Below are 22255 nucleotides of genomic sequence, written 5' to 3' on the forward strand. Positions count from 1 at the left end.
TTCTGTGATTTTGATTTCACTTTTGAATTGATATTGGCGCTGCGATCTCGCGATAAACTTACCTTTCTAGGCCTGATCTGGGTGGCTTTTCTGGACGATCCGTGCCATATTTCGTGGCAATCAAATTTGATCTTTTCATAGTCAACACTCTGGAGCAGACACATGTCTCACGAAGATGAATATCTATCAGTAGCGGAATTAATTGAATTTCAAAAGGAAGAGACTCGCGACATCATTACAGCATTAATTGAAGATGGTAGCGATCCTGAAGCTCTATACGATATCGAGCATCACCTATTTGCTGAAGATTTCGATGTGCTTGAGAAAGCGGTTGTTGAAGCATTCAAAATGGGCTTTGAAGTGCTTGAAGCTGAAGAGACAGAAGACGAAGATGGCAATAAGCTACTTTGTTGTGATGCAACGATGCAATGTACTCTGAATGCAGAAGCGATTGATGAGCAAGTTGAGAAGCTTGTAAACCTTGCAGAGAAGTTTGACATTATCTACGACGGTTGGGGCACTTACTACGAAGGTGAAGATGCTATCTACCCAGACGAAGATGATGAAGGCGAAGAGTAATTCTTTCCCAATTTTAAAAAATGCCAGCCTCGAGCTGGCATTTTTTTACCCTCAGAAAAATAAATGTCTTTATATGCATTCATTCATTATAATGCGGTCAAAATTGATCTAGCTCAAGGAATGATATGCGGTTGCTTCTCGATGGTCTTTGGCAAATTTCGCCACTGACGGATCTCTCTATCCCACAAGATGACATCACCTTTCCGGCTCCGTTAAGCTCAAAGCTCCCTGATAGCTTGAGTGAAAGTCAAATTGCAGAGCAAGAGTGGCACCTGATGCACGACATCGAAGTGGATGACGCTATGTTAGCGTGTCCATTTGTTGAGTTAGTGATGGCTGGAGTCGATTATTTTGCTGAAGTTCGACTTAATGGTGTGGCTGTTTTTGATTGTGATGGTAGCCAAGCTGAATACCGTAAAGATATCCGTCCTTATATGCAGTCCGGCCGAAACCGTTTCGAGATCCTTTTCCTTGAAGAAGAGGAGAGCCTATTGCTTGAAGAAGACATGGATGACTCTGTATCTTCACAGGCTATCGCTAAATCTGATTCACGCATCGGGATTTGGCAAGCGCCATACCTGCAGTTCGTTCGAAACGTCAAGCTAGAGCAAGTTGTCACAGAGCAGATCTGGCACCACGGTGGTGGCTGTGAGTTTAAAGTGGATGTTATCTATCAAACGCTAAAGGCGGGGTTAGTATCGGCATCCATCAAGTTTAATGGTATGACTCTCGTGATGCCGATTGATGTACGCGCTGAACATACTGGCGTCGTGTTCCAGGTCGAAGCTCCTATCATTTTTGATATTGAGAATCCTAACCCCAAGTATCTATACCCATTAGAAGTGGTACTTGATGGGCAAGAAGAGAGTTCTTTTGTTGCCTTGAACCCAACTTCTTGCGTCAGTAACTTTCTACGTTAACTCCGTATATTTTAGCGTTATCTTCTTTCGCTATAGCGGCGCATTCTGCTTATAACGACTTGGCCATGACAACCTCACAAGCGTCGTGGCCTGTTTCTCCCCAAGCTGACTCAAGATGCTCAAACCCAAGCTTCTCATAGAGTTTGACCGCAGCACCCAAGCACTTCGTCGTTTCTAAATACATGTGTTGATACCCAAGTTGCTTGGCTTGCTTTAAGCTCAAAGCGACAATTCGCTTGGCTAGGCCATGCCCTCGAGTTTGCGGTAAGAAGTACATCTTTTGTAGCTCACACACATTGGGTTTACCTGCTAGAGGGGCAAAGCCACCGCCTCCGACGATCTTTCCGTTGTGTTCGATAACCCAGTACATTGCATTCGCTTGGCTATAGACAGAGTACATATCGTCGAGTGTTGGGTCGGCCACGCCATAGCCTTTATCTTCTGTGAGCCCATGCTCAGCCGAAACTTGGCGAATGATTTGTGCGATGCTTGGGTTGTCTTGCGGAGTAATGGGTCTAAGGGTGAACTCAGCAATTTGTTCCATGATCTGCCTATGAAAGGGTCACTAATATGTGACCCAATATATGGTGACTAAGCATGTTGGTGCAAACAGAATTGTTGTTGTGCCATTTGGTCGCCTGATTTACGTAACCAGACTTTCTCGTGGAAGTAGTAAGCAACGGTATTTAAAGTTGGCTCTAGCAAAGCCATCACGCCGCCTATGAAAGCATCTCCAGTCAACAAGTAGACAACGGTAAAGGCAACACTAAAGTGGATGGTAGCAAAGCTTGCTGTTTTTAATTTGGTCATCCACTGGCGAGCTTTAAGAGCTGGAACTTGAGCCCACGCCTTTTCATGAAAATAGAAGGCAACAGTATTCACAGAGGGCTCAATCATAGCGATTAAGCTACCAATTAAGATGTCGCCTGTTAGTACATAAGCGACACTAAATGCGATAGTAAAATGTAATGCAGCAAAGGTTAGTGTCTTTTTCATGATAATTACTCAGTCGTTGTGTTGTTTTGATAGGTCTATTATTGAGAATTATTATCATTAAGTATAATGGGAAGTAGAGATTAATTTGATAGATGAAACCTATCAATCAGTGCGGCTAGAGTGAGAAGCATTGGATTATTGGAATCAGGGACATAAAAAAAGGCTGGTCACCAAGACCAACCTTTCTATTTAGACCGAGAAGTTTGAAGCCTTCTCGTTCACTCGGTTTTAAAGCGCAGCGATTGTCGCTTTTTGCTCTTCAAGCTTAACAAGAGTTTCCTTGTAGCCTTCAAGCTTTTCACGCTCTTTCGCGATAACTGCTTCTGGTGCTTTAGCAACGAAACCTTCGTTACCTAGCTTACCTTCGATACGTTTAATCTCGCCGTGAGTCTTAGCGACTTCTTTATCTAGACGAGCAAGCTCTGCATCTTTGTCGATAAGACCCGCCATTGGGATCATCAACTCAGATTTGCCAACCAGTTTAGTTGCACAAGCAGGAGTCTCTTCACCATCAGCTAGAACTTTAATATCGTCTAGCTTAGCTAGAGAAGTAAGAACGATCTTGTTCGCTTCGATACGAGCGGCATCTTTCTCATCAGCAACCTTGATCATTACTTCTAAGCCTTGGCTTGGTGCAATGTCGTATTCCGCACGTAGGTTACGGATAGCAGTGATGAAAGTCTTAACCCATTCGATGTCGTCAACGATCTCAGCATTGAAGTTAGCTTCATTAAACTGAGGAAGCGCTTGAGTCATGATTGTCTCGCCTTCAACGCCGTCTACTAGCGGCTTAACGCTCTGCCAGATAGATTCAGTGATGTAAGGAAGAACAGGGTGAGCAAGACGCAGAGTCTTCTCAAGAACCGTGATAAGCGTGTAACGAGTCGCTTGTTGTTGAGCTTCAGTACCTTTCCAAAGAACAGGTTTAGTTAGCTCTAAGTACCAGTCACAGAATTGGTTCCAGATGAATTCGTAAAGCGTGTTTGCTGCCATGTCTAGACGGTAGTTGTCTAGGTGAGCATTAAACTCTTTCGCTGCAACTTCAAACTGAGACTCAATCCACTTATCGGCTAGAGAGAATTCCATGTTTGCGCGGTCTTCTACAGACAGTGACATGCCACAGTCGTGCTCTTCTGTGTTCATTAGTACGTAACGGCTTGCGTTCCATAGCTTGTTACAGAAGTTACGGTAACCTTCAAGACGCTTCATGTCCCAGTTGATGTCACGGCCAGTTGAAGCCATAGCAGCAAGAGTGAAACGCAGTGCGTCAGTACCGTAGGGTTCGATACCGTTTTCGAATGTTTTACGTGTGTTCTTTTCGATCTTAGCAGCCAGTTTAGGTTGCATCATGTTGCCACAACGCTTCTCTACTAGCTCTTCAAGGCCGATGCCGTCAATCATGTCGATTGGGTCAAGTACGTTACCTTTCGACTTAGACATCTTATCGCCGTTTTCATCACGGATAAGACCTGTCATGTAAACAGTTTTGAAAGGTACTTGAGCCTTGCCATCTTCGTCTTTCACGAAGTGCATGGTCATCATGATCATACGAGCAACCCAGAAGAAGATAATATCAAAACCAGATACTAGTACTTCAGATGGGTGGAATGTTTTCAGTGCTTCAGTATCTTCAGGCCAGCCTTGTGTGCCGAACGTCCAAAGTGCAGAAGAGAACCAAGTATCCAGTACGTCGTCGTCTTGCTTAAGCACAACAACAGGCGCTAGGTTGTTCTTTTCACGAACTTCTTCTTCAGTGCGACCTACGTAAACTTTACCATCGTTGTCGTACCATGCTGGGATACGGTGGCCCCACCAAAGTTGACGAGAGATACACCAGTCTTGCACGTCACGCATCCACGCGAAGTACATGTTTTCGTACTGCTTAGGTACGAATTGGATTTGACCATCTTCAACCGCTTTAACTGCAGGTTCTGCAAGAGGTGCTGTGCGCACGTACCATTGGTCAGTCAGCATTGGTTCGATAACCACGCCACCACGGTCGCCGTAAGGGACAGTCAGGTCGTGATCTTTGATCTCTTCAAGAAGACCAAGCTCATCGAATTCAGCAACGATAGCTTTACGTGCAGCAAAACGCTCCATACCTTGGTACTTAGCAGGGATACCTGTTGAGTAAACATCGCTTTCTTCGCCGTTAGTCGTGAAGACTTCAGCAGCATCACGGATATCAGCATTGAACGTTAGGATGTTGATCATCGGTAGGTTGTTGCGCTTACCCACTTCGTAATCGTTAAAGTCATGAGCTGGAGTGATCTTCACACAACCCGTGCCTTTTTCCATGTCTGCGTGCTCATCGCCTACGATAGGGATAAGACGGTTTACAACAGGAAGTAGGATTTCTTTGCCGATAAGATCTTTGTAACGAGGATCTTCTGGGTTAACAGCAACACCAGTATCGCCAAGCATGGTTTCAGGACGAGTAGTCGCAACAACGATGTAGTCTTTACCATCTGCCGTTTTAACACCGTTCGCTAGCGGGTAGCGGAAGTGCCACATGAAACCTTTTTTGTCTTTGTTTTCAACTTCAAGATCCGAGATTGCAGTGTGCAGTTTAGGATCCCAGTTTACTAGACGTTTACCACGGTAGATTAGGTCTTCTTCGTATAGACGAACAAACACTTCTTGAGTCGCAGCCGATAGGCCGTCATCCATAGTGAATCGTTCACGATCCCAATCTACAGATGCACCAAGACGACGAAGTTGTTGAGTGATCGTGCCACCTGATTCGCCTTTCCATTCCCAGATCTTGTCGATGAAAGCTTCACGGCCGTAGTCGTGTTTTGTTTTGCCTTCTTCGGCAGCAATCTTACGCTCAACAACCATTTGAGTTGCGATACCTGCGTGGTCAGTACCCACTTGCCAAAGCGTGTTTTTGCCTTTCATACGTTGAGCACGGATAAGCGTATCCATGATCGTATCTTGGAACGCGTGACCCATGTGTAGGCTGCCAGTGACGTTCGGTGGCGGGATCATGATGCTGTAAGCTTCTTTTGATGTGTCACCGTGTGGCTTAAAGTAGCCTTTCTCTTCCCAAGTCTTATACAGAGCTTGTTCGATTGATGTTGGGTTGTATGTCTTTTCCATAGTGCTCTTAAACGGATACTGTGAATGGTTAATCGTGGTCAAACTTCATAAGTGAAGCTTCTTGAATCTAAATCCAAAGATAGCTTTAACTATGAGGTTTGACTATGGATGTTGAATCTCGATAGTTTGTAGCTGATATCCAGCTTGACGGTAAATTTTATACCTTTCTCGAGCGAGTTGCTTAGCTTTTTCTTCGCAAGGGACGAAGTCTATCACCTGAGCAAAGGCGTTCGCAAAGGTTGTATGATTATCGGCCAGATTAATTACTAGCTGACGATTCCAATTATGTTTTACGCCTTGATAGCCAATTTCGATGTTGGTTGAATACTTCGGGCCTTCGCCAACCAAGTTGTGCGCAATAAAATCACAGGGTTCGACTTGCCAGAAAACTTCAGCAATACGCTCGGCATGCTCTTTGTCATTACAGTTGAGATAAAGTTTAGCGCCTTGTTTTGCAAAGTGCTGAGCAAGAAACAGCACATAGTGAGCAAAACCATCTTCGCTGGCTTGCGGGCTGTCTGAAGGCACAATGTAAAATGTAGCAGTCTGCATACTTAATACTCGAACTGAAAATCGTGGATATCAATGTTACTTGGTTAACAGGGTCTAACAAATAGCGCTTATTAAAAAAGGGCCCGTAGGCCCTTTTTATTATTTTGAAGATTGCTCTTCAGTCTCTTGGCCGCTGCGGTTCAATAAGAATTGGACTAGCATTGAGACAGGACGACCTGTCGAGCCTTTCGCTGCGCCTGACTTCCAAGCTGTACCAGCACTGTCGATGTGTGCCCAGTGGTACTTCTTAGTGAATTTAGACAGGAAACAACCAGCAGTGATTGTGCCGCCAGGACGGCCACCGATGTTCGCCATATCAGCGAATGGGCTGTTTAGCTGCTCATGGTACTCGTCTGCCATTGGTAGACGCCATGCACGGTCACTTGCTTGCTCTGAAGCATTAACAAGTTCGTGAGAAAGTGGGTTGTGGTTCGATAGAACGCCACTGATGTGGTGACCTAGAGCGATAACACATGCGCCAGTTAGCGTAGCAACATCGACAACACAGTCAGGTTCAAAACGCTCAACGTAAGTTAGAGCATCACATAAAACCAAACGACCTTCTGCATCAGTATTTAATACTTCAACGGTTTGACCAGACATCGTAGTTAGGATGTCACCAGGGCGATAAGCGTTGCTACCAGGCATATTTTCACAACCCGCTAGAATACCAACAACGTTGATTGGCAGGTTCAGCTTAGCCAGTGCTTTCATTGTACCGAATACAGACGCCGCACCACACATGTCGTACTTCATCTCATCCATGCCTTCACCAGGCTTAAGCGAGATACCGCCTGAATCGAAAGTCAGACCTTTACCTACTAATACAATCGGCTTCGCATCTGGATCCGGAGCGCCTTTGTATTCCATGATAGACATCATCGATTCATTTTTAGAGCCACGGCCAACTGCTAGGTATGATGTCATACCCAGTTTTTCCATCTCTTCTTCGCCAATGATCTTAGTCTTCACTGTCTCGTAATCGTCGGCTAAACGACGAGCTTGAGAAGCAAGGTAAGCAGGGTTTGCGATGTTTGGTGGCATGTTGCCTAGATCTTTAGACGCTTTTACACCTGAAGCAATAGCAAGGCCGTGAGAGATTGCTTTCTCACCCAGGCTCAATTCGCGACGTGTTGGTACATTGAATACCAATTTACGTAGTGGGCGACGAGTCTCTGGCTTGTTGCTCTTGAATTGGTCAAATGTGTAAAGACCATCTTTAGTCGCTTCTACCGCTTGGCGAACTTTCCAATAAGTGTCGCGACCTTTAACGTGAAGTTCTGTAAGGAAACATACAGCTTCCATAGAACCTGTTTCGTTTAGTGTACTGATGGTTTTTTGGATAATTTCTTTGTATTGACGCTCGCCTAGCTCACGTTCTTTACCACAGCCTACCAGTAGAACACGTTCTGAAAGTACACCAGGTACTTGATGCAGTAGTAGCATCTGGCCAGGTTTACCCTCTAGATCACCGCGACGAAGCAGTGAACTAATGTAGCCATCGCTAATCTTATCTAATTGCTCGGCTACTGGAGAAAGGCGGCGCGGTTCGAATACACCGACAACGATACATGCGCTGCGCTGTTTCTCTGGGCTGCCACTTTTTACACTGAACTCCATGCGTACTCCTACATCCTGAAGACAAATCGAACTAAATGTTAGATAATGGGTTCTTACTTGTTGGATCCTATAATGGAACTAACCTTAAAGAAGAACGCTAACACTTAGCTAAAAATTTAAAAAAATAAAAGGTTCAACGGGAAATTATAGTGATTCAATCAAAAAAACAAGTTTTGTATAGGTAATTTGAGCGTGATTATTGTTAGATATTTGATCCGCGAGACAATCAAGAGCCAATTTGCGATCTTTTTTGTTCTCTTTCTCGTGTTTCTCAGCCAAAAATTCATCAGTGTTTTAGCGGATGCCTCTGATGGTGATATCCCTGCGAGTCTTATATTGTCGATTGTTGGCTTAAATATGCCAGCGATGGGCCTATTGATGCTTCCACTCAGTATCTATATTGGTATTTTGCTTACTTTTGGCCGCCTTTACGCTGAAAGTGAAATAGTGGTCATGAACGCCACCGGTATCGGTAATAAATTCCTGATCCAATCTGCGCTTTACCTCGCTTTAATTACGGCATCTGTTGCAGCCTTTAACTCATTTTGGTTATCTCCTTGGTCACAAGACAAAGTTGAACAAATGTATGAAGAAGTAGCTGCAGAGAACAGCGTTGATTTGCTACCAAAAGGTAAGTTTGAAGGTACGCCGGATGGCTCTTCTGTCGTGTTTATTGATGATATCGACGGTAATAAGTTAGAAAACGTGTTCGTAGCTCAAATGCGTCCGCGTGATTCTGTACTGCCAAGTGTGATGTTCTCGAAGTCAGGTGATGTAAAAGAGCTCAGTGATGGTCGCCAAGTGATCGTAATGTACGATGGTACTCGTCATGAAGGCATTCCGACTCGCCTCGACTACAGGGTGACGCACTTTGAAGAATACGAAGGCCTGATTGGTCAGCGTGAAGTTGAGAAGAAAGGTCGAGACTGGGAAGCGATCCCTACGCTTGAACTGATTGGTAACTCAAATAATAGTGCGAAAGCAGAGTTGCAGTGGCGTATTTCTTTGGTACTTTGTATTCCATTGTTGACCATGCTTGTCGTGCCACTGTCTGCGGTAAACCCTCGACAAGGTCGTTTTGCGAAAATCGGCCCAGCAATACTGATTTATCTCACCTATTTCTTAGCAATCAGTGCAACCAAGTCTTCAATCGAAGAGGGGAGCATTCCTGCGGTAATCGGCATGTGGCCAATCAATGCGTTATTGTTATTTGTCGCGATTGGTGCCAACTTTATGGATAGCGTGCCAGTAAGGCGTTTGAAAGAAAAATTCAAGAATAAGAGGTTGGCTTAAGCCGTGTTTAAGATTCTCGATTTATATATAGGCAGAACCATCATCGCAACGACGTCACTGGTATTGGTGACGTTTGTTGGTCTCTCTGGGATCATCAAATATGTAGAACAGCTAAGAAAAGTTGGCCGTGGTACATACGATCTATTACAAGCGCTGTATTTCGTTTTATTGAGTATCCCTCGTGATATCGAAATGTTCTTTCCAATGGCTGCATTGCTTGGCGCATTGATAGGGCTTGGTATGCTTGCTGCAAGTTCTGAGCTTGTCGTTATGCAGGCAGCTGGTTTCTCTAAGTTAGATATCGGCCTATCAGTACTTAAAACAGCTATTCCACTGATGATCGTGGTGACATTGCTTGGTCAATGGGGAGCACCGCAAGCGCAGAAAATGGCTCGTGATTTAAGAACTATCTCGATTGCTGGTGGTAATATTATTTCGACGCAAAGTGGTGTCTGGGCTCGTGATGCCAATGACTTCATCTTCATTGTCAAAATCGATGACCAGAAGCTATATGGAATGAACATGTGGCGCTTTGATGAAAACAAGGCACTTAAAACCGCTATTTATTCTGACGAAGTTGATTACGTTGGAGACAACGTGTGGACGATGAAGGATGTAGAGATCACGTCTTTTGAAAACGAACTTCAAATTACTAAAGAAAGTTTACCGACTTACTCTTGGGAAACGTCATTAGCTCCAGATAAGTTGGCGATAGTAACGGTTAAACCAGAAGAGCTATCGTTAAGTGGGTTGTATGATTATGTTTCTTATCTGAAGGCGTCAGAGCAAGATGCATCACGCTATGAATTGGCGCTGTGGAGAAAGATAACCCAGCCAATTTCTATCGCGGTTATGATGTTGATGGCACTGTCGTTTATCTTTGGTCCTTTGCGTAGTGTGACCATGGGTGCGAGGATTTTGTCAGGTGTTATTGCTGGCTTTACCTTCTATATATCCAGTGAGTTCTTTGGCCCAGTGAGTTTGGTTTATCAAATACCACCCGCCTTTGGCGCAATAGCCCCGAGCGTGGTGTTCCTTGGAATTGCCATCATGCTCTTGAGGCGGAAACTGTAAATAGTAAAAAGGAAGGCATAACGCCTTCCTTTTTTGATCTTGATTGGAGCTAACTTAAATCACATTATCGTGCTTGTGGTAACACAACGACTTCGGTCTTTGCCCAGATATCGTGAAAGCCACGCTTTTTTGGATCGAATGGAACACATAGGTTTGCCAATCCAAAACCTGAAGTACCTAAACGAATCAGCGCCTGAGTTACTGTGATCGCTGAGCCATCTTTGTTTTGAACGCGCAGCTTCCAAGCTCTCATGCCGAGAGTTTGACCAGCTCTAGTCCAGAAGAACACGAAGAAATATACCCAAACGGCGACTAAGTAAAAGGTATATGCAGGGCTCCAAATCGGATGGTTGGTTAAGAAGTCACTAACATCTGCATAACCGCTGTGGTTAAAAATGCCGAGAGCCATGAGCGCGTGCAGTAGAGCGACAATGACGCCAGCCGCCAACATTTCAATAGCGATTACAATAAGGGCGTCATAGAACAAAGCACCAAATCGGCGCATGACTCCTGCTGGTGGCAGAGTGTTTGTTGATGTCATGTGTTATTACTTCTTTAAAAATTGAGGCGTCAGAATATAGTTTAAGGCTTAGCCTGAAAAGAGACATGACGCACAGCTTATGACTTAGTGGCGAAATTATCGGCAAACACACATGAATTCAAGTTTTTATACTTGCCACATCAGTTCGCATACGTATAATGCCAAACATCGAAAGGGCAATGCCCCAAGATAATGCCGGTATGGTGAAATTGGTATACACGACGGATTCAAAATCCGTTGCCTTCGGGCGTGGCGGTTCAAGTCCGCCTACCGGTACCATATTTAAATGACAAAGCCTCGACGAAAGTCGGGGCTTTGTTGTATCTGGTAAATCAAAAGCTTAGGTTCGCTTTTCTTCTTGTCATCAATCAATGGGGAGAGGATTTAAGCCTCTTTTTATGCGGCTACTTTTCCCTTCCCTGTCAATATCCTGAAATCCTTGGTGCAGATTCTGTGAACTGCGCGATCCTAGACCTGCAAACAATCTCCCACTCTCGCAAACTGAGCTGTCAATATCATCATGATCTCTGTTGTTTTTAGCTCTGGTTACCGCCCTGTAAAAAGAATACCAGATTTAGTTTAAATCGTAATGGGAGGATTACCGTTAGCTTACATTTTCGTAAGCGAAAAAATTTTAAAACTATGATTAATATGGGATTAATCATAGTGTGTATTAAGCTTGTTGGGGATAAGTATAAACACTCACCTTCAATAACAGTCATAAGTTAGCTTATGACGATTTCTGGTGCTACTTGGGTGAAGTGAGCTTTATTGTCGACGGGACTACTATTTACCATAGTACCCCCGTCGGTCACTTTATTTTCATCAACTTAGTCAGCGATAACAGCAAAATTGAATTCAGTTCTACCATTGTAATCTAGATTTACACCTATTGATTTTGCGGCACTTACATCTAAACCAAAGCTCAAATCAAACGATTCATTGATACTGAATAACCCGTGGCTTGCTTCATCAATAAGATCTATAAGGTGTGGAAAATGGTTAATCCAGAGGTATTCTGTTTTCTTTTCTGATGCTTTGAGGGGAGAGGGGCACTTTATCTTTACTGTATAATCATTACCCATGCTCAGGCTTGTAGAGCCTTCCATAGGTACTCCTTCGATTATACCTTTGAGGCCGATAGATCCAGCTTTACTTGTCTTGATACTAAGATCTAACTCTTTAACTCTTAAGTTGGCTCTAATGTATGAGATTAAATCACCAATTTGTTCTCGCATTATATACGCGTGAAACTGCTTTGCTGGAATAAGGGTATTTGTTCTGGTAGTTTTTGGATGCCTAATATAGTACTGATCTTTTACCCAATCATTACCGAAGGCTTCTTCAAACCGATCTATTTCTTCTTGTTTTGAAAGAACAAAAGAATTTTCACGGTTGTAATCTTTATAGTTTTTAAATGGGTCCCCCAAAAAAGTGCTGGCTGCTGCCACGGGCAAATCAGGTTTTTTCATTTTGTTGTTCAGTTTTCCGAATAGGCTTGTGTCTATTCTGTATATCTTTAACGACATGGTGTAGTCCTAATGAGTATTGTAATTGAAAATATAATATTATTTATTAGTGACTTACGATGTGATTTGTCACTCCTTTCTGTTCTTCATCTGCAATAACAACCAAATCAAACGCATATTACTTTCATGTTATAACCTAAGAGCTAGGAGTTAGCATGAATAAGCGATTCAAATTCACTACAACTAATCTTAAAGCCCTTCCTCGTAATCCGCCTGATTCACCCTCAACAGAACTTGAATTCTCTGATACCGAAGTTGTTGGTCTTAAATGCTTATCTGGTAAGACAGACAGTAAACGGTTCCTGTTGCGGTACCAGATGAATGGCAAGAAGCGAAGTATCGCAATAGGGCGTTTCCCTGATGTCGATATCAATACAGCTAGGAAGATTGCCCGTCAGTACAAATCTCAAATTGCACAGGGTCAAGATCCAAAGCAAGAGAGGGATATGACCAAGGCGATACCCACGGTAGGCGAGTTCTTTAGTAACACATACTTGCCGTTAGCGAAGCAGCGGAAACGTACATGGAAAGACGATGCACAACGATTTAAGTATCACTGTGCCTCTATCAGTCACTTGCGATATTGCGACCTGAATGCCACGCACGTTTTACAAATCCAACTCACCATGAACAGTGATTCGAAATCACGAAAAGCTTATGCTCCGGCAACGTGTAATCGGGTTATAGCCTTGCTCAAAACAGTAGGTAAGTTAGCGATGCAGTTGCTCGATGTACCTAATGTTGCTGACCGAGTATCACTACTACCTGAAAATAATGCACGTACTCGTTATTGTGATTTGAATGAAACGAAAAGGATTATTACAGCTGCCTTATCTTATTCCTGTAAAAGTAGCGGTTCATTTATTGCTCTACTGTTCTTGATCGGCTGTCGGGAATCAGAACTTAGACTTCGAAGGTGGGACGAGGTTGATTTAGATAAGGGGACTATGATGATCCCGAGAACCAAGAATGGCTCTTACCACATCATCTACTTATCGGAATTTATGCTTGAGATCCTTATGGGGATACCGAGAGTAACCAATAACCCATATGTATTTCCTGGCAATCGAATAGGCAGACCGATTTATCGTCCATCGTATTCGTTCGATATGATCAAGAAGAAGGCCGGGATCGTTAACCCTGTAGAAGTGGTTTTACATACTGCTCGCCATTCGGTCGCAAGTAACTTGATATCAAATGGTGCAGACATCAGTTCGGTACAGAAGTTGTTAAACCATCGAAGCATTGAAAGTACGTTACGTTATGCCAAGTTGAGTGAAGGTAAGCAGCGTGAGACTTCAGAGACCCTGTCAAACTTAATCAATCAAAACCCGTTATGAATCTTACGGATGAAAAGCCCATGCTCTCGCTAGAGAGCATGGGCTTTTCCTATATAGGGAATAGGAAAATGAAAATAATGAGATCTATTTATGAAATAGAACAGCTTGAGTTACCCATATCAAAGCAAGTTATTCAGCACCTAACTGAGCCGTTCGGTTTCGATATAGGAATGGCTCAATCGATGTGGGATGAAACGAGTACCGCTCTTTATGTTATTGAGCTATTTGATACTGATGAATCTTTAGAATTAGAAGATGAGAGCGTTAAATACACGCTAAGGTTTGTGCAGAGCTACCCTGAATATGTGGATGATATCGGTGGTCGTTATCTGCTTGCACTTACCATTTTCACTGATGACGGTGGTGGCTGTTATGTACTAGCCCCAATCGATAGTAAGACAGAAATAGTCACTGAATTAAAATCCTACTTGTAACAGGAGAACAAGGATGAATACAAAATCGAAAGCGAAAAAGGCTGATGTTGTGGCTGAAAATACAGAGACACAAACGGTCGATGCTGAACGGGATGCATCAACAGAATTACCTAAAATAGAGAAGCACCTGATCGGTTATACGGTTGTGGTCGATAATGGGAAAGCATTAAAGCTAAGCCCTAAGACTCAGAACCATGTGTTTTATCAGATCGCAAAACTGGATGCAGATAGCACATTGCATATTCGGTTAAGCGGTAATGAAGGGGGTGGTTTACATTCCAAGGAGTGGATATCGGTTGAGGCTATCGTTGCAGTTTTAGATGGCATGACGGGACAGCCGATAAAGAGTACGGTGCTGCGTTCGGTGTTCAAAGGTGGTAGTGCAAACAATGCCGCTTTCCTAGCAGCGGTAATGCGCTCTAAAGAGATTGGGCTACTTGTTAAATCCGATAAGAGCGTATTCATCCATCAATTGCCTGATGATTATGAAGACCGAAAAGCAGCCCTCCTTAATTTAGCCTAAAAACTACCTTTCATACGATTTGTGCTGAACGGCACAGCCAACAAGAATTAGTTCCCACTTCATTATAAAGAATGCGCCTAACCGCGTAGGGAACAGTGTATCTGGTGAATTGGAACAGGAGATTTTAATCGCTGTAAATGGGGAGGTGAAAGACAGGAGAAGAACAAGAGGTAAAGTCTGGCAATTTTACGTAGCGCAAGGGCCTGTATCAGCCGAAGTGAAACGAGGACTGATACAGGCCCTTGCTCTGCATTAACTAAAACCTTCACGGATACGTCACCCGTAAAGTTAAAAGGAGAAGGTTATGGGAAAGGGTAGCAATGGAAGTACATCAATCATTGTTAGCAAAAAAGGGGGTGAAACTCACTATCAAATTAAACCCAGTCGTAAGGCCGCGATGAAAGGTGCAGCGGTCGGAATGCTGATTGGGAGGGCATTTGGCCCTGTAGGTATAGCAACGGGAGCTGTGATCGGCGGCACGTTAGGTTATGTGATGGGAGATGATGACGATTTGTAGATAAGAATATAGAGACAGTAGTAACAAAAGCTGTCTCTCTCTCTTTTTTTAGCCATAACTATAGGGAAACAGAATCGCGCAACCGGATGCGCAGAATATGGTAATGGGTAATGGGTAATGGGTAATGGGTATTGGGTATTGGGTGGGGATGATATTGCATCATCCCATACAGGCATCTTACACCCACATATATTCCAAGTAGTCGATGAGTGTAAAAAAGACGTATGGGTATGTGAAACATCACATACCCTCCTGCATCAATGGCAAATCTTATTGCAGTAACATTTTGCGACGCACGGATTGCAGCAAATCGAATTCTCAAAATCGATTGGTGTTGTACGGGGATATCATCCCCATACTGCTAAGTTGCACTTATCAGAGTTAATCTGATAAGTGTGATCCATGTCATGTTATGTTATTTAATGCTGTGGACTTATTTTCTCTCTTACCTTTAAAAGGACAGATAAAAATTCAGTTTTATAGCACGTAATAAGCGGTGCACAAGGCGCTCCAGTAACCGAAAGGGTAGGAGCACGGATGTGATAGATTATCATTTGTTATTTATTCATTTATGTGACTATTTTTGACTTTTTATGCGATTTTTTGTGGGTTGAAATGAGATTTTTGGCGAATTATAGTTGCTTCACCCAGTCGCGACGGGTCTTTGAAAATTATATTTTTTAATAACCGAACTGGAGTGAAAAAGATGACTAGTACTACAAACAAAACAAGCCGTTTCATTAAGTTGCCAACAGGTGATGCGATGGATGTCAATCTTATTGGCTCATGCAGTCACTATGCAGATCATGGTGTCATGCTTCTAAATACTAAAGGGGAAAAACTTCTTTGGCTTCCTCAGCCTGATAACGCCAAAGCGATTGAAGTGCGCAATGAGATTGTCTCAGCCTTAATGGATTAATTGCCCCCTTCCCCCCTCTAAGTTGGATTAGGTCGACATAATTCAACTTGGTTTTCTAATTTATCAATTTTAAACACATATCGAATCACCCTCACTTTAAGTGATGATTGGTGAGGGTGCTTCACACTCAAAATTTAGCCATGGGAGGGCTGAATATGAATGAAGCAGAGCTCTTTAATAATAAGGTGACTGTTGGAAACGCTGCTGATGTTTCTGATTTCATGCGAGAGATGATAGGTGCAGATGGTGGGAGGGATAAGTTAGTCCCACCACCTTTGGATATGACTCTTTGTAATGATATTCCATCGGATTTAACCCCTTTGGCTGTAGCTATCGGCCATCAGCCTATGAGGTTGGATTGGGCTACTGGTGATGCAGTCTATATGGGGATCGATAGCGAGTACCAATATAACGAAGCTAGGGGGGGCAATGAAATTTTAAGCTATCAAGTTGTTGCTCAATCCAAACAAGGGCAATGCTCTATTGTCGTCCATCCCAAGAGTGGGGCGAAAGAGCATCGATGGGAGATCGATGATCTAATAGCTCATGTTCTTGAAGAAATGTTCGAGCAAGGACTGGTTGAGGCTGTGCCTGAGCAGATAATCGTTTTTGGTCATTTCTTGCGTGCTGATTTAACTACGTTTTCAGATTTCTGGAAAAAACAGAAGACAACGTTGCGAGGAGTTCGCCGTACTGTTGCGAGTGCAATGCAGGAGTACGGTGTTGATGTACAAGCATTAGGGAAGCGTAAAGCAGGGAAGGATCCACAAGTGATCGAGTCGCCATCCGGTGAGAAGTACCGAACCAAAGTTCGCTTTGTGGATACGCTGGCTTTAAGTCCTAACGGCTCCGGTTTAAGTGTCATAGGTGATTTGATTGGCCTGCCTAAGCTGGAGTTACCACAAGGCTACACCAAAGATGAGATGCGCAAGTTCATGGATGAGCAACCGGAACTATTTAAAGCTTATGCCCTACGAGATGCAGAAATTTCTCTAGCTTACGGTCTTCGTATGTTCAAGTTCGCTACTGTTGAGCTTGGGCTATCAAAATGTCCAATAACGCTTGGTGCTATGGGTGTTGCAGTGTTTCAGAAGATGCTTAAAGAGTCTGGTGTCGATAAGCGTGAAGCCTTTGGTGAACGTGAAATTACAACTCAACATTGGAATAACAAGCTAGGGCGGCCTCATACCAAAAAGGAATTAGTGCCAACTGATGCTCGTGAGCTATTTGAGCATCTTGCTATCCGCTGCTACATGGGTGGTCGTAATGAATGCTTTACCTGTGGGCCATCAGATATCGGTACTTTCTATGACTTTGACTTAGCAGGTGCTTACACGACTGGAATGGTTGATATACGTCCTTTGGATTATGACCGAGCCTACATGTCGAGTGTTCTTGATGATTATTGTGGTCATGTTTGTGGGTTTGCTCGTGTTCGCTTTTCATTTCCTGAGGGTACTCGGTTTCCATGCTTTGCCGTACATCACAATTTATATGGGCTGTATTTCCCTATGACTGGAGAAACCTACACGACTGCGCCTGAAATTGAGTTAGCACGAAATATGGGAGCAACAATCGAAATTCTGCAAGGGGTGGTTGTTCCTTGGGTGACGGAGGGGGAATCGTTGTTTCTGGCTTTTGTGCGCATGATACGAGAGAAGCGAAGCACTTATCTAAAGAAGAGTTATGAAGAATCTATGTGGAAAGAGATAGGGAATTCCCTATATGGCAAGACAGCTCAGGGGCTTAGGGATAAAACGGCTTTCGAATTAGCCAATGGACTTACTAAGGACATACCGCGTTCTGCTATTACCAATCCTTATTTCGCTGCTCATACAACAGGTTTTGTGCGGGCAGTGATTGGGGAGTTATTGGCATCCGTCCCTACAAATCGTCAAGTGATTAGTGTGACAACTGATGGCTTTTTAACTGATGCACCAATGAATGAGCTCAATGTAACAGGGGCACTGTGTGCCCGTTTTAATGCTCACAATGAGCTTGTCACTAACTATTTAAATTAAGACTAGAGAATATTATGAACTTTTTAACATCTAAAAAACTAGTGCAAATCTTTACCGAGATTGCAGGGGAAAAAATGTGTCACGGTGCTAAAGAAGCCCCAAAACTGTTATTACAAGCATTTGAATCGATGGAGGGGGGGATTGATGATTCCACCATGCAGTACATCTATAATCGATTCTGTATCAAACTGAATGATAAGCCTAGTTGGGGGTACAAACAATTAGCCACCATGTTGTCAGGTATCTTAGAGGAACGGATGAATGTTGGTTGAAAAACATCGTGCAGCACAGATCATTGCCATGAAAACGCGAGGACAGGTTACTGCTCTTCCGATAAAGGGGCATCCAGCATTGCTCGCTAAGGCAGGGATTAAACCACCTTGCCCACCCGATGAGCATAATGGTTACATGATGGATCTCTACCTTGAGCGGCAACCCAATCAGATGACCGACAACAGTCACCTTGTTTCAACATCAGAGCAGTGGTTGAATGAATCCGATCTAGTGATGCACAAAAAAGAGCGACGCCTTAATCTAGAGTTTGATTTTAAGCGTAAGCCTGTAAACCCGAGAATGATAAATGTTGCTGGTCGAGAACATATCAGTTTTGATTCTGAGCCATGGCGTAGTGCTGAAGAGGCGCAACAAGCTAGGGTTTTATTTGATGGATGGCGAGCTGATAATTGTTTGAAGACAATGGCGGATTGGGAATCGTGGGAAGATTACTACGAGTCAGCCATAACGACCAAGGGGACTGGCATTAAGATTACATCGGAGGGATCAATTGGGTTGTTACGCCGAGTATTTATACGTGCTGCTGTGCAGAAGCAATGGGGGTGTGATAGTGGCTTAACTTACAAAGCTTTGGCGCAGCAACTCACCGATTTAGGTTATGCAACCAAGACTGATGAGTGTAAAAATGCGAAACGTTCTAAGCTACCAGCTCACGCTGTACCAGTGACGACTCGAACTATAACTTTTACCAAGTTGTTACTTGCGTTGTATCCCGCTATGGATTTGCACAGGCTATTTCCGTTGGGGCGGATGGATGAGGTGATGGAACGGTTAAACCGCGTTTAGGAGTTGCTGGTGTAAAATCGTTGTTTGGGGAATAGTGATTATTCACTATTCCCCCTTTTTTGTGATTACCTTGGCCTGTTTCTATTATCCAAACTGAACTCCGGAGGCTATTCCTCTTAATTTTTATTAAAATAATCAGGGTTGATGACCCAGCAGAACAAGGCTTTTCCCACCTGTAGTAAAATAATAGGGAAGAAAAAGCCAGTAACCAGCCCCCATAGGCCACCTTTAAATAGCCCGACGATAGCAGCTAGTATTGCTACTGCAGCCACAAACCTATCATACATCCCTAACTCCTTGTCTTTGTTCATCTGCGTCCTTTTAGTTATCAGTGCCTTATAATTGACAATTTATTGATGGTTTGGTTTTTAGTCAATGAAATTAATGTGTTATGATGAATTAACTCTGATGCATATAGGATGTGATAGTGCAGCGAATAGGATTAGTCTTTTCTGGGGGAGGGGGGAAAGGTCCCTATGAAATTGGTGTCTGGCGAGCAATAGAGGCTTTGGGGTTATCAAAAGATGTCATGGCCGTTTCCGGAACATCAGTTGGTGCTTTGAATGCTGTACTTTTTGCACAAGGTGATCTGGAAAAAGCAGAGAAGGCATGGTTGAGCATGTCCCCAAATGATGTATTAAGTCTTGACCTCAAGCAGTTACTAGCTCACTTAGCTCGTAATGGTATTAAAGTTTCGCCATCAGTGCTGAGCATCATTGCGTCACTAGCTATGTATGGGATTTTTTCTCGAGATGGTTTACTCCGCATTATTCAAGAATACCTAGATGAAAGTATCGTTAAGCAGAAAGGGTTGCCTTGTTATGCTTGTGCAACGAAGCTGCCATCATTCAAAGCTACATACTTTTCTCTGCAAGAACATCGACAGAATACGGTTGAAGATATTTTATTAGCTTCATCGGCTATTCCTATTGTATTTCCTATTCAAAAAGTCGAAGGCAAAGAATACTTAGATGGATTCTTGACTGATAATACTCCGATTAAACCGTTGGTTGATGAGGGGTGTAATATTATAATTGTTGTTATGTTGAGCAGAGCTGATTTATTGCCAACTGACTTATACCCTGATTGTAAAATCATACCTATCTACCCTCAAGATGCCCCTGGTGCTGCATTAAACTTTAGAAATACTGCTGAAAAAATGAAAAATGGTTTTGATGATGCAATGGCCATATTGACCCCAGTATTTGAGCTTATGGAAACAAATTACCAATACAGCGTTGAATTACAAAAATATAAAAGTCAAAGTCTTAATTATAAAACTCTGATGCAAGGAAAAATTAATACAGACATTGGGTTGGCAGAATCAAAGTTAAGGTTATTAAAGGAAATGAAAAAATGGTAAGTACAGCGGTATCTATTTCATCTGTTGAGTATAATGACGAAAAAGATGTCGATACCTTTATCGATAATCTGATCTTAAAGCATAGTGAAAATGCGGAAATGATGAATCTGATGGCCTTAGAAGCGACATCATTGGCAACTTCCGTCTCATCAAGAAGTAAGGAATTGGAAGGACAAAATATCTTACAGCGTCTTTGGAGGAACTTTTCAGGTAGTAACTCTAAGATAGCAGCGAGAAATGACCGTGATTTAGCTCAAAGTCAGTACCTTGGTCAACAGATGCTAAATAAGTTAGCTGAGAATAACCTAATGACTTATCAAATGGTGGTTGCTCTAGGTGATAAGGTTAATCGTGTTGTTGCCGATATCCAAGATACTAGAAATGAAATATTAGAATTAAACCAAACGCTTGCTACTTTTTTTTCATCTGTTCGCGAGACATTAGAAACAAAGTTGGATTCATTAGAGAGGAATGATGATCTTATCTTTTGGAAAGAAACGCTGGATTTTGAAACTGTTTATAAGGGGATGACGTATCGTCAATTAAGTCGCCCTGAAAAGATAATTTGTTTAGCGAATGAGTTTTTTAGGCACTCCCAGCAAAAGTGGGTCTCTCGTGATCTGTCATTTCTTAAAACTGTGATAGTAAGTATTGGTAACCACCCAGATGAAAAAGTTAAATTGAGTGAAATTTACAGCTCTTATCAGACTGATAGTGGGTTATTAAGTCAGTTGCTAAAAGGAGTCAGTGGGCAACCTATATTATCTGAAACTAATCTGACTACTCCTACTTTGTTTGCTTTTGATAAATTACAGCTATTAGAAAGTTGTGAAAGCTATGTTGTTGATACTGTGTTGCAGTGTGCACCAGGTTCTGAAAAAGATGAAGTGGCATTAAAGCTAACGACTAGCTTTCTTAAACAAGAGGTTGGACGTGATTTTGAGCATGAGATATCAATGTTTGATGCTGTCATGAACTTTACTGAAGATTTAGTTTTCTACCACCAATATAAGAATAAATTTACTGATGATAATGTTATTTTGGAAAAACAAGAACCTCAATCTAATACGCTTGTTCTTGATTTGATTTTAGCTCTTGGTGGGGCAGGGAATATTAATGAAGTTGATTTGGGTGACGGTCATCTTTACGTGGATGTTCTTAAACGAAAGAATGTTGATAAAAATAAATTTAGCCAGTTAGGTGTTATGAATGTTATGGAGTGTTCTAATCAGTTTGCTCTTAAGTTTAATAAAGATATCTCCTACTTGAAAAGTGAAATAAATAGTTTAATTAAAGGGAGTATTGAAATTGTAATCCCGGATTATATAGGTAAGGCCATAGTTACTGAAATTCTAGTTGCTGCTGGTGATTCGATAAAAAAAGGGCAATCCTTGATAGCTATTGAGATCGATAAAACCTCATTAGAATTACCTTCTTCTCAATCAGGCATTGTTAAAGTAATCAAAGTTGATGAAGGTGATTCTGTTTCAACTGGATCTTTAATAATGTATCTTGTGTGATATTTGTTTAGGAATGCAATGTTTGTGGTTTTTTGCGTTGCAAACCTAGATACGTATAATGTGCCCCAAGATAATGCCGGTATGGTGAAATTGGTATACACGACGGATTCAAAATCCGTTGCCTTCGGGCGTGGCGGTTCAAGTCCGCCTACCGGTACCATATTTAAATGACAAAGCCTCGACGAAAGTCGGGGCTTTGTTGTATCTGGGATATAGGAAGCGTTGCCTTCGCGGTGGCGGCAGGAATGCCTGTCCAATCAGTCCGCCTACCGGTACCAAAGTAAGCGTGCCATGAACACCGCATTCTAATCCTTCAGCACGAAGAATAAGAT

Annotated in this window: 22 protein-coding genes, 2 tRNA genes and 1 pseudogene; 17 read left to right on the forward strand and 8 right to left on the reverse strand. The window is 42.7% G+C overall.

Features of this window, described 5'->3' with window-relative positions; translation table 11 throughout:
* Positions 1–162: 162 nt before the first annotated feature.
* Positions 163–579: a ribonuclease E inhibitor RraB gene (gene rraB, locus AB4263_RS02395; protein ID WP_017058930.1), complete on the forward strand. Its 417-nt coding sequence runs from the start codon at positions 163–165 to the stop codon at positions 577–579.
* A 125-nt stretch (positions 580–704) separates the two neighbouring features.
* Positions 705–1499, forward strand: a complete 795-nt coding sequence (locus AB4263_RS02400; RefSeq protein ID WP_017058931.1) for a glycosyl hydrolase 2 galactose-binding domain-containing protein — start codon at positions 705–707, stop codon at positions 1497–1499.
* A 49-nt stretch (positions 1500–1548) separates the two neighbouring features.
* Here the strand turns inward: AB4263_RS02400 and AB4263_RS02405 are convergent, their stop codons facing one another.
* From AB4263_RS02405 to pepA, 5 genes are all read right to left on the reverse strand, one after another.
* Positions 1549–2043: a GNAT family N-acetyltransferase gene (locus tag AB4263_RS02405; protein ID WP_017066666.1), complete on the reverse strand. Its 495-nt coding sequence runs from the start codon at positions 2041–2043 to the stop codon at positions 1549–1551.
* 47 nt (positions 2044–2090) lie between these two features.
* Positions 2091–2495 carry a DUF2061 domain-containing protein gene (locus AB4263_RS02410; protein ID WP_017058933.1) on the reverse strand — a complete coding sequence of 135 codons (405 nt, stop codon included), beginning with the start codon at positions 2493–2495 and terminating at the stop codon, positions 2091–2093.
* Positions 2496–2723: 228 nt separating this feature from the next.
* Positions 2724–5597 (reverse strand): valine--tRNA ligase, encoded by a 2874-nt coding sequence (locus AB4263_RS02415; RefSeq protein WP_017063742.1) that lies wholly within the window; start codon positions 5595–5597, stop codon positions 2724–2726.
* Positions 5598–5699: 102 nt separating this feature from the next.
* On the reverse strand, positions 5700–6149 hold the full coding sequence (locus AB4263_RS02420; RefSeq protein WP_171733228.1) for a DNA polymerase III subunit chi: 450 nt from the start codon (positions 6147–6149) through the stop codon (positions 5700–5702).
* Between the two features lie 99 nt (positions 6150–6248).
* Positions 6249–7769: a leucyl aminopeptidase gene (gene pepA, locus AB4263_RS02425; RefSeq protein ID WP_017058936.1), complete on the reverse strand. Its 1521-nt coding sequence runs from the start codon at positions 7767–7769 to the stop codon at positions 6249–6251.
* 192 nt (positions 7770–7961) lie between these two features.
* On the opposite strand from pepA, the gene lptF reads away from it, so the two are divergent.
* Both lptF and lptG read left to right on the forward strand, forming a co-directional pair.
* Entirely contained in the window at positions 7962–9062 is a 1101-nt protein-coding gene (gene lptF / locus AB4263_RS02430; protein WP_017058937.1) for an LPS export ABC transporter permease LptF, read from the forward strand.
* A gap of 3 nt (positions 9063–9065) precedes the next feature.
* Positions 9066–10136 (forward strand): LPS export ABC transporter permease LptG, encoded by a 1071-nt coding sequence (gene lptG, locus AB4263_RS02435; protein ID WP_017058938.1) that lies wholly within the window; start codon positions 9066–9068, stop codon positions 10134–10136.
* A 64-nt stretch (positions 10137–10200) separates the two neighbouring features.
* Here lptG and AB4263_RS02440 read toward each other — a convergent pair whose 3' ends face one another.
* Positions 10201–10677, reverse strand: coding sequence for an RDD family protein (locus AB4263_RS02440; protein ID WP_102427921.1), 477 nt, complete (start codon positions 10675–10677; stop codon positions 10201–10203).
* A 194-nt stretch (positions 10678–10871) separates the two neighbouring features.
* Between AB4263_RS02440 and AB4263_RS02445 the strand changes: the two genes are divergently transcribed.
* Positions 10872–10956, forward strand: a tRNA-Leu gene (locus AB4263_RS02445).
* 551 nt (positions 10957–11507) lie between these two features.
* Here the strand turns inward: AB4263_RS02445 and AB4263_RS02450 are convergent.
* Complete coding sequence (locus AB4263_RS02450; protein ID WP_372097348.1) at positions 11508–12149, reverse strand: hypothetical protein; 642 nt, start codon at positions 12147–12149, stop codon at positions 11508–11510.
* Positions 12150–12361: 212 nt separating this feature from the next.
* On the opposite strand from AB4263_RS02450, the gene AB4263_RS02455 reads away from it, so the two are divergent.
* The 9 genes from AB4263_RS02455 (at position 12362) to AB4263_RS02495 (ending at position 19040) form a co-directional block, all read left to right on the forward strand.
* Complete coding sequence (locus AB4263_RS02455; protein ID WP_372097350.1) at positions 12362–13546, forward strand: tyrosine-type recombinase/integrase; 1185 nt, start codon at positions 12362–12364, stop codon at positions 13544–13546.
* Between the two features lie 68 nt (positions 13547–13614).
* On the forward strand, positions 13615–13980 hold the full coding sequence (locus AB4263_RS02460; protein ID WP_372097352.1) for a hypothetical protein: 366 nt from the start codon (positions 13615–13617) through the stop codon (positions 13978–13980).
* Between the two features lie 13 nt (positions 13981–13993).
* On the forward strand, positions 13994–14503 hold the full coding sequence (locus tag AB4263_RS02465; protein ID WP_372097354.1) for a hypothetical protein: 510 nt from the start codon (positions 13994–13996) through the stop codon (positions 14501–14503).
* Between the two features lie 304 nt (positions 14504–14807).
* Positions 14808–15020, forward strand: a complete 213-nt coding sequence (locus AB4263_RS02470; RefSeq protein ID WP_372097356.1) for a glycine zipper domain-containing protein — start codon at positions 14808–14810, stop codon at positions 15018–15020.
* Between the two features lie 117 nt (positions 15021–15137).
* Positions 15138–15302 carry a hypothetical protein gene (locus AB4263_RS02475; RefSeq protein ID WP_372097358.1) on the forward strand — a complete coding sequence of 55 codons (165 nt, stop codon included), beginning with the start codon at positions 15138–15140 and terminating at the stop codon, positions 15300–15302.
* Between the two features lie 424 nt (positions 15303–15726).
* On the forward strand, positions 15727–15939 hold the full coding sequence (locus tag AB4263_RS02480) for a hypothetical protein (protein ID WP_372097360.1): 213 nt from the start codon (positions 15727–15729) through the stop codon (positions 15937–15939).
* 155 nt (positions 15940–16094) lie between these two features.
* A complete protein-coding gene (locus AB4263_RS02485) occupies positions 16095–17960 on the forward strand; it encodes a DNA polymerase (protein ID WP_372097361.1) in 1866 nt (621 codons plus the stop codon).
* Between the two features lie 14 nt (positions 17961–17974).
* Entirely contained in the window at positions 17975–18232 is a 258-nt protein-coding gene (locus AB4263_RS02490) for a hypothetical protein (RefSeq protein WP_372097363.1), read from the forward strand.
* Entirely contained in the window at positions 18222–19040 is an 819-nt protein-coding gene (locus tag AB4263_RS02495) for a hypothetical protein (protein WP_372097365.1), read from the forward strand. The genes AB4263_RS02490 and AB4263_RS02495 overlap by 11 nt, the downstream gene beginning before the upstream one ends.
* A 116-nt stretch (positions 19041–19156) precedes the next feature.
* On the opposite strand, the gene AB4263_RS02500 is transcribed toward AB4263_RS02495, so the two are convergent.
* A complete protein-coding gene (locus AB4263_RS02500; protein WP_372097367.1) occupies positions 19157–19351 on the reverse strand; it encodes a hypothetical protein in 195 nt (64 codons plus the stop codon).
* Between the two features lie 116 nt (positions 19352–19467).
* On the opposite strand from AB4263_RS02500, the gene AB4263_RS02505 reads away from it, so the two are divergent.
* From AB4263_RS02505 to AB4263_RS02515, 3 genes and pseudogenes are all read left to right on the forward strand, one after another.
* Positions 19468–20403 carry a patatin-like phospholipase family protein gene (locus tag AB4263_RS02505; protein WP_372097369.1) on the forward strand — a complete coding sequence of 312 codons (936 nt, stop codon included), beginning with the start codon at positions 19468–19470 and terminating at the stop codon, positions 20401–20403.
* A 1289-nt stretch (positions 20404–21692) separates the two neighbouring features.
* Positions 21693–21911 (forward strand): annotated as a pseudogene (locus tag AB4263_RS02510) (biotin/lipoyl-containing protein); the annotation flags it as partial.
* A gap of 87 nt (positions 21912–21998) precedes the next feature.
* Positions 21999–22083 (forward strand) — tRNA-Leu (locus AB4263_RS02515).
* Positions 22084–22255 lie beyond the last annotated feature (172 nt).

Source organism: Vibrio sp. 10N.261.55.C5 (assembly GCF_041470505.1).
In the GTDB taxonomy this organism is placed as follows: Bacteria; Pseudomonadota; Gammaproteobacteria; order Enterobacterales; family Vibrionaceae; genus Vibrio; species Vibrio crassostreae_C.